General features: G+C 74.5%; 14 protein-coding genes. 8 read left to right on the top strand and 6 right to left on the bottom strand.

All coding sequences use genetic code 11. The features are described 5' to 3' along the window. Positions 1–16 precede the first annotated feature (16 nt). On the bottom strand, positions 17–886 hold the full coding sequence (gene folP / locus O7603_RS18400; protein ID WP_281571040.1) for a dihydropteroate synthase: 870 nt from the start codon (positions 884–886) through the stop codon (positions 17–19). 150 nt (positions 887–1,036) lie between these two features. Between folP and O7603_RS18395 the strand changes: the two genes are divergently transcribed. Both O7603_RS18395 and O7603_RS18390 read left to right on the top strand, forming a co-directional pair. Further along, positions 1,037–1,720: a DivIVA domain-containing protein gene (locus O7603_RS18395; RefSeq protein WP_281571039.1), complete on the top strand. Its 684-nt coding sequence runs from the start codon at positions 1,037–1,039 to the stop codon at positions 1,718–1,720. Further along, a complete protein-coding gene (locus O7603_RS18390; RefSeq protein WP_281571038.1) occupies positions 1,717–2,214 on the top strand; it encodes an SRPBCC family protein in 498 nt (165 codons plus the stop codon). The genes O7603_RS18395 and O7603_RS18390 overlap by 4 nt, the downstream gene beginning before the upstream one ends. A gap of 23 nt (positions 2,215–2,237) precedes the next feature. On the opposite strand, the gene O7603_RS18385 is transcribed toward O7603_RS18390, so the two are convergent. Continuing rightward, a complete protein-coding gene (locus tag O7603_RS18385; RefSeq protein WP_281571037.1) occupies positions 2,238–3,230 on the bottom strand; it encodes a sterol desaturase family protein in 993 nt (330 codons plus the stop codon). Positions 3,231–3,372: 142 nt separating this feature from the next. Here O7603_RS18385 and O7603_RS18380 point away from each other — a divergent pair, with 142 nt between their 5' ends. Beyond that, entirely contained in the window at positions 3,373–3,954 is a 582-nt protein-coding gene (locus tag O7603_RS18380) for a DNA-3-methyladenine glycosylase I (protein WP_281571036.1), read from the top strand. Between the two features lie 13 nt (positions 3,955–3,967). After that, positions 3,968–4,588 carry a hypothetical protein gene (locus tag O7603_RS18375; RefSeq protein ID WP_281571035.1) on the top strand — a complete coding sequence of 207 codons (621 nt, stop codon included), beginning with the start codon at positions 3,968–3,970 and terminating at the stop codon, positions 4,586–4,588. Positions 4,589–4,625: 37 nt separating this feature from the next. Here O7603_RS18375 and O7603_RS18370 read toward each other — a convergent pair whose 3' ends face one another. Together O7603_RS18370 and O7603_RS18365 are read right to left on the bottom strand one after the other, a co-directional pair. Next, positions 4,626–5,417, bottom strand: a complete 792-nt coding sequence (locus O7603_RS18370) for an enoyl-CoA hydratase-related protein (protein ID WP_281571034.1) — start codon at positions 5,415–5,417, stop codon at positions 4,626–4,628. A 4-nt stretch (positions 5,418–5,421) separates the two neighbouring features. Continuing rightward, positions 5,422–6,240 carry a PaaX family transcriptional regulator C-terminal domain-containing protein gene (locus O7603_RS18365; RefSeq protein WP_281571033.1) on the bottom strand — a complete coding sequence of 273 codons (819 nt, stop codon included), beginning with the start codon at positions 6,238–6,240 and terminating at the stop codon, positions 5,422–5,424. Between the two features lie 189 nt (positions 6,241–6,429). On the opposite strand from O7603_RS18365, the gene O7603_RS18360 reads away from it, so the two are divergent. After that, the gene (locus O7603_RS18360; RefSeq protein ID WP_007455245.1) at positions 6,430–6,597 is read left to right on the top strand and encodes a DUF3117 domain-containing protein; all 168 of its coding nucleotides are present in this window, start codon (positions 6,430–6,432) and stop codon (positions 6,595–6,597) included. Between the two features lie 146 nt (positions 6,598–6,743). Further along, positions 6,744–8,216, top strand: coding sequence for a leucyl aminopeptidase family protein (locus tag O7603_RS18355; protein ID WP_281571032.1), 1,473 nt, complete (start codon positions 6,744–6,746; stop codon positions 8,214–8,216). Between the two features lie 49 nt (positions 8,217–8,265). On the opposite strand, the gene O7603_RS18350 is transcribed toward O7603_RS18355, so the two are convergent. Then, a complete protein-coding gene (locus tag O7603_RS18350) occupies positions 8,266–8,838 on the bottom strand; it encodes an O-methyltransferase (protein ID WP_348651024.1) in 573 nt (190 codons plus the stop codon). 298 nt (positions 8,839–9,136) lie between these two features. Here O7603_RS18350 and O7603_RS18345 point away from each other — a divergent pair, with 298 nt between their 5' ends. Together O7603_RS18345 and O7603_RS18340 are read left to right on the top strand one after the other, a co-directional pair. After that, positions 9,137–10,471, top strand: coding sequence for a trypsin-like peptidase domain-containing protein (locus O7603_RS18345; RefSeq protein ID WP_281576728.1), 1,335 nt, complete (start codon positions 9,137–9,139; stop codon positions 10,469–10,471). Between the two features lie 76 nt (positions 10,472–10,547). Further along, positions 10,548–10,970 carry a preprotein translocase subunit TatB gene (locus tag O7603_RS18340; protein ID WP_281571031.1) on the top strand — a complete coding sequence of 141 codons (423 nt, stop codon included), beginning with the start codon at positions 10,548–10,550 and terminating at the stop codon, positions 10,968–10,970. Between the two features lie 509 nt (positions 10,971–11,479). On the opposite strand, the gene O7603_RS18335 is transcribed toward O7603_RS18340, so the two are convergent. Next, positions 11,480–12,628 (bottom strand): Mrp/NBP35 family ATP-binding protein, encoded by a 1,149-nt coding sequence (locus O7603_RS18335; RefSeq protein WP_281571030.1) that lies wholly within the window; start codon positions 12,626–12,628, stop codon positions 11,480–11,482. Between the last annotated feature and the right edge of the window lie 105 nt (positions 12,629–12,733).

Here is a 12,733-nt window from a genome sequence, read left to right as displayed (position 1 = left end):
CGGCCGGCACCGCGGGTCAGGCGAGACCGCGCCGGGTGGCCGCCGGCGGGCGGTCGCCCCGGATCGCGGCGACCATGTCGAGCACCCGCCGGGTCGGCCGGACCTGGTGGGCCCGGAACACCCGGGCGCCCAGCCAGGCGGAGATCGCCGTCGCCGCCAGCGTCCCCTCCAGCCGCTCGGCGACCGGCAGGTCGAGCGTCTCGCCGACGAAGTCCTTGTTCGAGAGCGCGACCAGCAGCGGCCAGCCGGTGGCGGTGAGCTCGTCCAGCCGTCGGGTGATCTCGAGCGAGTGGCGGGTGTTCTTGCCGAAGTCGTGCGCCGGGTCGATCAGGATGCCGTCGCGGCGTACGCCCAGGGCGACCGCGCGCTCGGCGAGGCCGGTGACCGTGCCGACCACGTCGGCCACCACGTCGTCGAACGCGGCGCGGTGCGGCCGGGTGCGCGGGGTGAGGCCGCCGGCGTGCGAGCAGACCAGGCCGGCGCCGGTCTCCGCCGCGACCCGGGCCAGTGCGGGGTCGGCGCCGGACCAGGTGTCGTTCAACAGGTCCGCCCCGGCGGCCACCGCCTCCACCGCGACCTCCGCCCGCCAGGTGTCTATGGAGATCACCACGTCGGGGAAGGCCTCCCGGACGGCCGCGATGGTGTCCACGGTGCGCCGGATCTCCTCGGCCGCGTCGACCTCGGTGCCCGGGCCGGCCTTGACCCCGCCGATGTCGACGATCCCGGCGCCCTCGTCGACCGCCCGCTCCACCGCGCGCAGCGCGCTGTCCGCGGCGAAGGTCGCGCCCCGGTCGAAGAACGAGTCCGGGGTGCGGTTCACGATCGCCATCACCACCAGCTCGCCGGGGGCGAACGCCCGCCCACCGAGCCGCAGCTCCCCGGCCATGCCGCCTCCCTCAGGTCCGCCTGCCGACGCACCGCGCCGCCGGCCGATCACGACGCTAGCCGGTCCCGCAGCCCCTCCTCCGGGCGGTCCGGCGGACCCGGCGTGGGTGGCGGGGTCGCTCCGGCCCGGTCGACATGCCACGATCTGTGCATGGGTCAGGTTCTGCTCACGCTGGTCGTGGCGTTGACCGTCGCGGCGGTCGTCTTCGGGGTGACGGTGCTGGTCAGCGGCCGGGATCCCGGCCTGGCGCCCGCCGAGCCGGACGGGAGCGCGGTGCCGCTGCCGGGCAACCGGCCGCTCCGCGAGACGGACGTGGGGGACGTCCGGTTCGACACCGCGCTGCGCGGGTACCGGATGACGCAGGTCGATCAGGCGATGCGCCGCGCGGCGTACGACATCGGCTACAAGTCGGAGCTGATCGGCGTGCTGGAAGCGGAGGTGACCGCGTTGCGCGAGGGACGGACGGCGGACGCCGAAGCCCTGCGCCGGGCGCGCGAGCAGGCGGCCGGGGCCTCGACGGCGGCCAACGGCGTGGTCTCCGTGCCGGGTGCGGCCCCCGCCCCGGCGGCCGGTCAGCCGGCGGTCGGGCCGGTCACGGTGACGGCGGCCGACAGCGAGCCGGCAGCCGGCCGTCCGACGCCCGCGGGCGGCGTGCCCGCGAACGGTGCGGCGTCGACGGCCCCGCTGCCGGGCGACGCCGATGGCGCAGGGCAGCCCCGGTTCCCCGACGCCACCGCGTCGCCGGCGGACGCCGACGGCACGGCGCCGGCCGGCGGCGAGCCGACCGAGGGGGCGGGACGGCCCGGTCCGGTGGTGCCCTCGGAGTCGGCGTGACGGATTCCGACGGCGACGACGGCCTGCGCGAGGCGGCCCAGCCGGGCGCCGGCGAGGTGACCGCCACGGTGATCGTCGACGCCCCGGCCGAGCGGGTCTTCGCGGCGCTGCTCGCCTGGGAACGCCAGTCGGACTGGATCCCGTTCACCCGGGTGCGCGTGGTGGCGGGCGACGGCCGTGAGGGCAGCCTCGTCGAGGCGGTCACCATGCTCGGCCCGGCCGAGTTGCGGGACGAGATGCGGGTGGTCCGGGTCGACGAGCCGTACGAGATCGGGGTCGTGCACTGCGGCAGGCTGCTGCGCGGCCCGGGCGTGCTGCGGTGCACCCCGTTGGCGCGCGACCGCACCCAGGTGGTGTGGCACGAGTGGTTCCACGTCCCGGGCGGGCCGGTCGGCCGGGTGACCTGGCCGGTGCTCTGGCCCGGCTCCAAGTTCGGCCTGACCCAGGCGCTGCGGAGGTTCGGCCGCCTGGTCGAGCAGGGCCGCCTTCCCTGAACGCCCCGGCCCGCGTCAGCCTGTCAGGCCGGCTTGACACCGCTCGCGGTCGCTGGGCTGGCCGTGCCGGCCGGCCTGCGGGCGTCCGCCGCCCGCCCACCGCCGGCCGGCACGGGGTCGTCCGCCGCCGGACCGGAGCCGACCGGACCGGGTGCGCGCACGGCGGCGGCCAGTGACCCGCCCGCCGGGGCGGGCTGCCAGCCGGGTGAGCGGAACAGGTGGCCGGCGCGCTGCCGCCAACTCGCCGCGGCCCGCAGGTCACGGCCGATCGCCACGTACTCGTGGAAGGCCACCCGGACGGGGTTGTAGGTGCCGATGTTCTTGGTGAGGCCGTAGACGCAGCGCTCGCCCTCGGGGGCGAACGTGCCGAAGAGCCGGTCCCAGACGATGAAGATGCCGCCGAAGTTGCGGTCCAGGTAGCCGCCCTGCGAGGCGTGGTGCACCCGGTGGTGCGACGGGGTGTTGAACACCGCCTCGTACCAGCGGGGCAGCTTGTCGATCCGCTCGGTGTGGATCCAGAACTGGTAGAGCAGGTTGACCGAGCCGGCGAAGGCGACCACGGCCGGGTGCACCCCGGCCAGGATCATCGGGATGTAGAAGACCCAGCTGGTCAGGCCGGTCCACGGCTGGCGCAGCGCGGTGGAGAGGTTGAACCGCTGGGACGAGTGGTGCACGACGTGCGAGGCCCAGAGGATGCGGATGACGTGGTGCCCGCGGTGCGACCAGTAGTAGCAGAAGTCCTGAGCGACCAGGATCAGCGGCCAGCTCCACCACACCTCGGCGACCCGCAGCGGGGTGACCGCGTAGAGCAGCGCGTACGCGGCGGCGACCGGGACCTTCCACAGCAGGTCGGTGAAGACGCTGCCCAGCCCCATCGTCAGGCTGGTCGCGGTGTCCGCGCCGCCGTAGCCGACCTCGTCGTCGTCCCGGTGCATGAAGTACGAGATGCGTTCCAGCACGATCAGCAGCAGGAAGGCCGGGATCGACCAGGCGATGATGTCCGGGAACTCCTTCATGGGCGGCCTCCCGCGGTCGGTGCCCTCGGCGCGGCCGGCGCCCATCGACGATGCCGCTCCTACCGGTCGGTAACCTGCACGATAGGCAGCCTTCGGCCGGGAGGCAATGGGGCTGTCGGACGCCTGCCCTAGCGTGTAGGCCGTGAGTGACCTGGTGATCGGCGCCGACGGGCTGCCACGCTGTGCCTGGGGGGCGAGCACCCCGGACTACGCCCTCTACCACGACACCGAGTGGGGCCAGCCGTTGCACGGCGACGACGCGCTCTACGAACGGATGACGCTGGAGGCTTTCCAGTCCGGGCTGTCCTGGTTGACCATCCTGCGCAAGCGGCCGGCGTTCCGGCTGGCCTTCGACGAGTTCCGGATCCCGACGGTGGCCGGCTACGGCGACGCTGACGTGACCCGGCTGCTCGGCGACGCCGGCATCGTCCGCAACCGGGCCAAGATCGAGGCAGCGATCGCGAACGCGCGGGCGGCCAGCGAGTTGCCCGAGGGGCTCTCCGCGCTGCTCTGGTCGTTCGCCCCGGCGCCCCGGCCGGTCCGCCCGGCCTCGTTCGCCGGCGTGCCCGCGATCACCCCCGAGTCCACCGCGATGGCCAAGGCGCTCAAGAAGCGCGGCTTCCGCTTCGTCGGGCCCACCACGGGTTACGCGCTGATGCAGGCCACCGGGATGGTCGACGACCACCTCGACGGCTGCCACGTCAAGCCGACCGGGACGGCGTGATGGGATGGACGCCATGACGACCGACACCGCGCACCGGGCGAACGGGACGAGTCGGCCGGCGAGCACCGCGGCCTGGGCGGTGCTGCTGCCCGCCGGCCGCTACGACGCCGAGCGGCTCGTGCACCACGACACGCTCGACCTGACCGGCCTGGACGACGCCGGCCGGCCGCAACCCGGCGACGACGTGGCGGTGCTGGTCGACGAGCCGCTCCGGCTGGTCGCGCTCGGCCGGGTAGCCGCGCCGAGCGGCGCGCGTCCGGAGGACCCGGACGACCCGCAGTCCGACCGCGAGGCGGCGCTGGTGGTGACGTACACCCGGCGGTCCTTCGACGAGCCGGTGCCGACCGGGCAGCTCACGCTCGACGGGCCGGTCACCGCGCTCGACCCGGCGGCCTACCGCGCGCTGGCCGACCGGCTCGGTCCGCCGCCGCCCCGCCGCACCTGGCTGGTCAGCCTGGACCTGCCGATCGAGGCCGACTCGCCGGCCGAGGCGGTCCGGCTGTTCTGGTCCTACGTGCAGGAGCTGGGCCCGCGCGAGCTGCCCGCCTTCGTCTCGCCCTCCGGCGACGAGCTGGCCATGCAGGCGTTCGTGCTCGGCGCGGAGGCCAACCAGGATCCGGAGGAGGACGACTGACCCAACCCGGGCGTCCGGGTGGGGTGCCGCGGGTGGCTCAACGCCCCTCGAAGACCGGCTTCTGCTTGCCGACGAAGGCCATGGTGGCCGCGCGGTGGTCGGCGGTGGTGCCGCAGATCGTCTGCGCCTGCGCCTCCGCGGCCAAGGCGTCGGCGAGGGTGCCCGCGTCGGCGATGGAGAGCTGCCGCTTGATCGCCCCGTACGCGACGGTGGGTCCGGCGGCCAGGCGGGCGGCCAACTCCTGGGCGGCCGGCAGCACCTGCTCGTCGTCGTCCACGAGGCGGTTCAGCAGTCCGAGCCGGCAGGCCTCCTCGGCGCGGACCGGCTCGGCGAGCATCAGCAGCTCGATCGCCTTGGCGTGGCCGACCAGTCGGGGCAGCGTCCACGAGGCGCCGGTGTCGGCGGCGAGCCCGACCTTGGCGAACGCCATCAGGAAGCTGGTGGTCGGGCCGCCGATCCGGATGTCGGCGAGGAAGGCCAGCGAGGCCCCCGCGCCGGCGGCCATCCCGCGCACCGCGGCCACCACCGGCTTGGGCAGGTTGGCCAGGCGGGCGGCGATCGGGTTGTAGTGCGCCCGGACGGTGGACAGCGGGTCGCCGGCGGCGGACTCCAGGGTCGCCACGTGCTCGCGCAGGTCCTGCCCGGCGCTGAACGACCCGCCCGCCCCGGCGAGCACCACGGCGCGGCAGGTCCGGTCGGTCTCCAGCTCGGCCAGGGTGTCCCGGAGCGCCTCCTTGAGTGCCACGTCGAGCGCGTTCATCGCCCTCGGGCGGTTCAGCGTCAGGGTGACGACGGCGTCGGTCCGGTCGACGAGCAGCGGCTCGGTCACTTGTTCAACGACCCTTCTGTCGGGCGATGCGGTTGCCGTTGTCGAGGCACTGCTCGACGTACCGGTCGGCGGCCGGCCGCAGCCGGGCCGCGTGCCGGTCGAAGAAGCTGGCCGCGGCCGTGCCGGGCCAGCGTTCCGGGAGCAGAGCCGGGGGCAGCTGCGGGTCCCGGAACAGGAACGTACGCCACGCGTGCACCAGCCGGAACCGGGCGGCGTACGCCTCCTCGTCTCCGCTGCGCACGGTCACCCCGGCCAGCAGCGGGCGCTGCTCGGCGACGAACCGCTCGTACGCCCGGCCGATCTCGGCCAGGTCCCAGGCGCGGCGCACGACGCCCATCGCCCCCGGGGTGCCGGCGGCGTGGGCCGCGGTGAACCGCTCGTACCGCACGCCGGCCTCCGTGAGCAGCAGGTCGACGTCCTCGCCCGCGCGGGTCGCCACCCAGGTGCACTCGTCGAGCGTGCCGTAGCCGAGGAAGCTCAGGTTGGCGGCGAGCCGCTGGCGCTCCCGCCGGGAGGCCGGCGCCTCCAGCACCAGCAGGTCGAAGCGGCCGTCCCACCCGACGCGGCCGGTCCGGTAGATCCGCGCCGCCGCCTCGTCGAGTCGCCGGGCGGCTTTCGGCGTGATCGAATATCCCGGCCCGGACGCCAGCCGGAGCGGGTCGAGCCAGCCCTGGCGGACCATCCGGGAGACCGCGGTGCGCACGGCCGGCGGGGCGATGCCGAGCGGCGCCAACAGCTTGACCAGGGCGGCGACCGGTGCGCGGCCACCCCGCGGTCGGAGGTGGTCGCCGTACAGGTCGAAGAGTGCCGACCGTGCCTGCATGACCGCACATTGTGACAGGCCTTCTCAAGATAAGCTAGATGCTGTTACATCAATGCTGCTTCGGTTTGGGTCCGGCGGTGTTCATCAGGGAAAATCGTTGGTCGACACCCCGCGGCGGTTGCGGGTGGTCGTGACGAAGTGGCTGTGGGGCAACCCACCGACCCTGGTGTAGGTCTGAGGGGAGACAACATGGCGGCGATGAAGCCGCGGACGGGCGACGGTCCGCTGGAAGTCACCAAGGAGGGCCGCGGCATCGTCATGCGGGTCCCGCTGGAGGGCGGTGGCCGGCTCGTCGTCGAGATGACTCCGGACGAGGCCAACGCGCTCGGTGACGCGCTGAAGGCGGCCGCCGGCTGATCGAGGAATGGTTTGGACGGCGGCCGCCGTCCGGACGGTTCGTCATACCCTGAGCCACCGGCCGGTGCCGGTGGCTCAGGGCATCACCGGTGCGGAGCGTCGGGATGTCCCGCTCCGCGAACCCATTTCTGGAGGTACGGTCCCGCGTGCTCGCCATCCGTCTGGTAGCCGAGCCCGAACGGCTCGACACCCTCGTCCTGCCCATCCGACCGGCCGGGACGGAGGCGGGCGGCGACGCTCCGGCCGTGCCGCTCCCCGCCGCGGTGACACTCCCCGACGGCGTCGCCGACGAGGCCACCGCGCTGGCCCCCGCCGCCCGGCTCACCGGCCGGGCCGGTGAGGTCCGCACCCATCTGCGTCCGGGGGGCACGCCCGGCGTGCTGGTCCTGGCCGGGGTGGGCGGCGGCGACGAGACGGGCTGGCGGCGGGCCGGCGCCGCGATCGCCCGCACCGCCAAGGATGAGACGCACATCACGATCGCGCTGCCGGGCGACGCGTCTCCGGCCGCCGTCCGCGGTCTCCACGAGGGGCTGCTGCTCGCCTCCTACCGCTTCCGGCTGACCGACGCCGGCGAGGTGCCGGCGCTCGCCGGGGTCGACCTGCTGGTCGGCGACCCGGACCGGTATCTGGCCGTGACCGAGACGGCGCGCACCACCGCCCGGATGACGCGGTGGGCCCGCGACCTCACGAACACCCCGTCCTCGGTGAAGAACCCGGAGTGGTTCGCCGCGCAGGTCGCCGAGCGCGCCGTCGGGGCGCCCGACCTGCACCTGCGGGTACGCGAACCGGCCGAACTGGCGGCCGAGGGCTTCGGCGGCATCCTCGCCGTCGGCGGCGGATCGGCCAGCGGCCCGCGCCTGGTCGAACTGGACTGGCGCCCGGCCGGCGCGACCACGCACGTGGTGCTGGTCGGCAAGGGCATCACCTTCGACACCGGCGGCATCTCCATCAAGCCGGTGCCGGCGATGAAGCTGATGCGCAAGGACATGGGCGGCGCGGCCGCGGTGGTCGCCGCCACCCTCGGCGCGGCCGCGCTGCGCCTCCCGGTCCGGGTCACCGCGCTGGCGCCGCTCGCCGAGAACGCGGTCAGCGGTGCGGCCTTCCGTCCCGGCGACGTGATCCGGCACTACGGCGGGTTGACCAGCGAGTCCACCAACTCCGACGCCGAGGGGCGGCTGGTGCTCGCCGACGCGCTCGCGTACGCCGTCGCGCGGCTCAAGCCGGACCTGCTGGTCGACCTGGCCACGCTGACCGGCGCGAACGCCGTGGCGCTGGGCAAGCGCACCGGCGCCCTCTACAGCGAGAACGACCAGCTCGCCGCCGACGTGCTCGCGGCGATCGAGGCGGCCGGCGAGGCGGCCTGGCGGATGCCGCTGCCCACCGACTACGTCGAGTACCTGGGCAGCGAGGTGGCCGACCTGTACAGCGCGCCCGAGCCGGCCAAATCCGTCACGTCCGCGCTCTTCCTGCGCGAGTTCACCGGCGACCTGCGCGATCGCTGGCTGCACGTGGACATGTCCGCGCCGTCCTGGGCCGAATCCGACGACGCGGAGCTGACCAAGGGCGCGACCGGCTGGGGCGTACGCTCCCTGCTGCGCTGGCTTGCCACGCTGGGCTGACCGGCCGACGGAGCCCCACCCCGACGGGCCGGCCGCCCGCCGGGGAGGCTCAGCACTTGACCGCGGCCAGCAGCCCGTGCCCGACCGGCAGCAGCGCCGGGATCCAGTGCTCCGACTCCCGGATCGCCTTGATCGTCTCCCGTACGGTCACCGTCTCGGCGTCCCGGGCGGCCGGGTCGCCGATGCGGCCGCCGGCCAGCGTGCCGTTGAGCGCGAGCACGCCGCCGGGGCGCAGCAGCCGCAGCGCGGCGTCGACGCAGGCGTGGAACCCTGTCGCCTCGGCGTCCACGAAGACGAGGTCGTACGCCCCGTCGGCGAGTCGGGGCAGCACGTCCAGGGCACGACCGGTGATGATCCGGGTCCGGCCCGCGGCGAAGCCCGCCTCGGCGAAGATCCGTCGGGCGATCCGCTGGTGCTCCACCTCGACGTCGATCGTGGTGAGCACGCCGTCCGCGCGCATCCCGCGCAGCAGCCAGACGCCGCTCACGCCGGTGCCGGTGCCGATCTCGACCACGGCGCGGGCGTTGCCGGCCGCGGCGAGCAGCCGCAGCGCGGCGCCCGAGCCGGGCGTCACCGCGTCGAGGCCCACCTCGCGGGCGATACTGCGGGCGGTACGCAGCACGAGGTCCTCGGTGACGTACTGCTCGGCGAACTGCAGGGCCGGGCTCGTGGAACTCCCGGAACCGGCGACCGTGGCGATGGGGCACCTCCGGGCGGCGAGTGGTGCGGGGGGCGGGTTGGCGCTATGAGCCTAGAGGCGGCGTGTCGCGGGCGCAGCCGCGCATCCGGCCTACTGGATCACGCCGGTGGCAACCGGTGACCCCAACCCGGACATCCGTGCAATCCTGGAAGCGGTGTCCCGCCAGTCGCGGCCCCGGCGCGTGTGTCGTCGGGCCGTACGGCGGGAGCCGGGGGACGGACTGGGAGGCACCGACGTGACCGACGGCTGGGACTGGCGCCGGCCCGGTGAGGCTTCGGCTCCGGGGGGACCACCGGGGGCGGGCACCCCGCCGGCGTCGGGCGCCGCGGGCAGCGCCGGGGACGGCACCGCGTCGCCCTGGTGGTCCGATGCGCTGGCCGACCCCTGGCGGGATCCGGCGGCGCCGGCCGCGGTGGTCGTCCCCGCGGCGATCGACACCGGGACGCAGCCCGAGCCGGTCACCGACCCCGACGCTCCCGGCCGGCCCGCGCTCCGCCAACTGCTGCTGATCCCCCTGGTGACGGCGCTGCTCGCCGGCACGCTCGGCGGCGCGCTCGGCTACGCGTTCGCGGTCCGTGGCGGCGCCGGGGCCGGCACGGTGCTGGGCGCAGACCCGGCTCAGCCGCCCGGGCTCGCCCAGCGCAAGCCGGAGTCGCTGGCCGGGGTCGCCGAACGGGTCCTGCCCAGCGTGGTGACCGTCCGGGTGAGCAGCCTCGGCGGGACGAGCGAGGGCTCCGGCTTCGTCGTGAGCGCCGACGGGCACGTGATCACCAACGACCACGTGGTCGCCGGCGGGACCGGCAAGGCCTCGGTGGTCTTCAACGACGGCAGTTCCGCCCCCGCGACGGTGATCGGGCAGGACCCGGAGTCGGACGTCGCCGTGATCAAGGTGGACCGCACCGGGCTGCGGCCGGTGGAGTTCGGCGACTCCGAGGCGCTGGCCGTCGGCGATCCGGTCCTGGCGATCGGCTCGCCGCTCTCGCTGGCCAACACGGTCACCGCCGGCATCGTGAGCGCCCTGGACCGGACGATGCAGGCCGGCGAGCCGGGCGGTCCGGTCCGCTATTACGCCGCCATCCAGACCGACGCGGCGGTGAACCACGGCAACTCCGGCGGGCCGCTGGTCGACGCGGCCGGCCGGGTGGTCGGGGTGAACTCCACGATCAAGTCGCTGGTCTCCGACGGGCAGGAGGCGGGCAACATCGGGCTCGCGTTCGCCATCCCGATCAACCAGGCCAAGCGGGTGACCCAGGACATCATCGGCACCGGCAAGGCTCGGCGTACGGTGATCGGCGCCCAGGTCGGTGGCCCGGGGGCGGGCGTGGCCGGCGGCGGCGTACGCCTGGCGAGCGTCGAGCCGTCCGGGCCGGCGGCCGGAGCCGGGCTGAAGGCCGGCGACGTGATCCTGCGGTTGAACGGCCGGCCGATGAGCGAGCCGCCCGACCTGATCGCGCTGGTGCGCAAGTTCGCGCCCGGCTCGGTGGTCACCGTCGAGTACCGCCGGGGATCGAGCCGGCAGAATGCCTCGGTGACGCTCGCCGCGGATGCCAAGTGAGGACCTCGTCACCCCCTCCCCGGTCCGTCCCCGACGTGCGTAGTCTTGCTGCGGATGCCGAGAGGAGGCCCGCCGCATGTTCGAGAACCTGAACTGGTGGGAGATCGGTGCGCTGCTGCTCCTGGCGCTGCTGATCTTCGGTGACCGGCTGCCGGCGGTCATCAACGACGGTCTGCGCCTGGTGCGCAACCTGCGCAACATGGCCCGCAACGCCACCGGCGACCTGAGTCGGGAGCTCGGCACCGACATCCAGCTGGAGGACCTGCACCCGAAGGCGTTCATCCGCAAGCACCTCCTCAGCGAGGAGGACGAGCAGGCGATCCGGAAGCCGCTGCAGGGCGTCTACGACAACCTGCGCGCGGACGTCACCGGTGTGCACAACGACCTGAAGGACGTGGCCGAGGCGGCCGACCTCCGGTCGAACGGCGGCCGGCCGGCAACCGCCACCGGAGGCGCCTCCGCACCCGCCCAGCGCGCCAGCTACGACGACGCCACCTGATCCGTCCCGCCGCGAGCCGTCGCGAGCCCGGCCGGCGTCGCCCGGGGATGTGTGGGTCGCGTCCTTGAGAGCTGAGTCGCCTGCGTCATCACGCGCGCCAGGCGCTGCGTGCTGCCCCGCGGATTTGACGGACCGGTGATGGGCCGCCAGCCGTGGATCGTCTTCGGCGAGATGCTCACCCGCAACGGCGTTTGCGCAGCGTGTCGCGTTCGTGCCTCGCTGGCTGAAGCTAGGTGGCTGACGCTGCGCTGCGCTGGCGCTGACGCCGGCCTTGGGTGGCGTCGAGGCGGTCGACGTCTACCGGGCGCACGCGTGGGACCCGCTGACCCCGCTGCCGCCGGCGAGCGGATGAATCGTTTGCGATATCAGCTCTAAAGGACACCCGCAGGCACGTCGACCCGTCGCGCCCAGAGCGGAGCCGGCCACGTCACGAAAACCGGCCCGGGGTCGCGCCGCCCAGTGGTGCCGCGCGCCCTTGGCTGCTGGTCGAATCTTGGTGTGGCGTCGGGTCAGCGGTTGGAGGGCTTGAGGCCGAGGGGCTTGCCCAGCAGGGACTCGCGCCGGACGGCGAGGCGGTCGGCCACCGTGCCCAGCGCCACCGCGGCCGGCGAGTCCGGCTCGGCCAGCACGATCGGGTTGCCCGCGTCGCCGGCCTCGCGGACCCGGGTGTCCAGCGGGATCTGCCCGAGCAGCGGCACCTGGGCGCCGATGGTCCGGCTCAGCGACTCGGCGACCGTCTGTCCCCCGCCCGCGCCGAAGATCTCCATCCGGGAGCCGTCCGGCAGCTCCAGCCAGGACATGTTCTCGATGACGCCGACGACCCGCTGGTGGGTCTGCAGCGCGATCGCGCCGGCCCGCTCCGCCACCTCGGCGGCGGCGGCCTGCGGCGTGGTCACCACGAGGATCTCCGAGTTGGGCAGCAGCTGGGCCAGCGAGATGGCCACGTCGCCGGTGCCCGGGGGGAGGTCGAGCAGGAGCACGTCCAGGTCGCCCCAGTAGACGTCCGCGAGGAACTGCTGCAGCGCCCGGTGCAGCATCGGGCCGCGCCACACCACGGCCGCGTTGCCGGCGGTGAACATGCCGATCGAGATGACCTTCACGCCGTGCGACTGCGGGGGCATGATCATGTCTTCGACCCGGGTCGGTCGGCCGTCCGCGCCGAGCATCCGGGGCACCGAGTGACCGTAGATGTCCGCGTCGACCACGCCGACGGAGAGCCCGCGGGCGGCCAGGGCCGCGGCCAGGTTCACCGTCACGCTGGACTTGCCGACGCCACCCTTGCCGCTGGCCACCGCGTAAACGCGGGTGCGGGAACCGGGCTGGGCGAACGGGATCACCGGCTCCGCGGCCGCGTTCCCGCCCCGCAGCTTCGCCTGGAGCGACTGGCGCTGCTCCGGGCTCATCACGCCGAACTCGATCTCCACGCCGGTCACGCCCGGAACCGCGCCGACCGCGGCGGTGATGTCCGCGCGCAGCTTGTCCTTCAGCGGGCAGCCGGCGACGGTGAGCAGCAGCTCGACCCGTACCACGCCGTCCGAGCCGATCACGGCGGACCGGACCATGCCCAGCTCGGTGATGGGCCGACGGATCTCCGGGTCGTTGACGGTGGCCAGGGCGGCCTGGATCGCGTCCTCGACGGTGCTGACGGGTGCTGACATGACGGCAATGCTACGTCGGCGGCGATCCCCGACCGCCGCAGCGGGTGCCGGTGTGAGCGAATCGATGGCGGCGGACGAGCCCCGTCCGGGGGCTGGACGGCCACC

This window comes from Micromonospora sp. WMMD812, assembly GCF_027497215.1.
GTDB lineage: Bacteria > Actinomycetota > Actinomycetes > Mycobacteriales > Micromonosporaceae > Micromonospora.
This window is presented reverse-complemented; position numbering and strand designations above follow the sequence as displayed.

What these genes read in the sequence shown, in the direction of transcription:
- O7603_RS18375 (WP_281571035.1), top strand. Translation starts at nt 3,968, where the DNA reads ATGACGACCGACACCGCGCACCGGGCGAACGGGACGAGTCGGCCGGCG.
- O7603_RS18360 (WP_007455245.1), top strand. Translation starts at nt 6,430, where the DNA reads ATGGCGGCGATGAAGCCGCGGACGGGCGACGGTCCGCTGGAAGTCACC.
- O7603_RS18335 (WP_281571030.1), bottom strand. Translation starts at nt 12,628, where the DNA reads ATGTCAGCACCCGTCAGCACCGTCGAGGACGCGATCCAGGCCGCCCTG.
- O7603_RS18395 (WP_281571039.1), top strand. Translation starts at nt 1,037, where the DNA reads ATGGGTCAGGTTCTGCTCACGCTGGTCGTGGCGTTGACCGTCGCGGCG.
- O7603_RS18385 (WP_281571037.1), bottom strand. Translation starts at nt 3,230, where the DNA reads ATGAAGGAGTTCCCGGACATCATCGCCTGGTCGATCCCGGCCTTCCTG.
- O7603_RS18365 (WP_281571033.1), bottom strand. Translation starts at nt 6,240, where the DNA reads ATGCAGGCACGGTCGGCACTCTTCGACCTGTACGGCGACCACCTCCGA.
- folP (WP_281571040.1), bottom strand. Translation starts at nt 886, where the DNA reads ATGGCCGGGGAGCTGCGGCTCGGTGGGCGGGCGTTCGCCCCCGGCGAG.
- O7603_RS18340 (WP_281571031.1), top strand. Translation starts at nt 10,548, where the DNA reads ATGTTCGAGAACCTGAACTGGTGGGAGATCGGTGCGCTGCTGCTCCTG.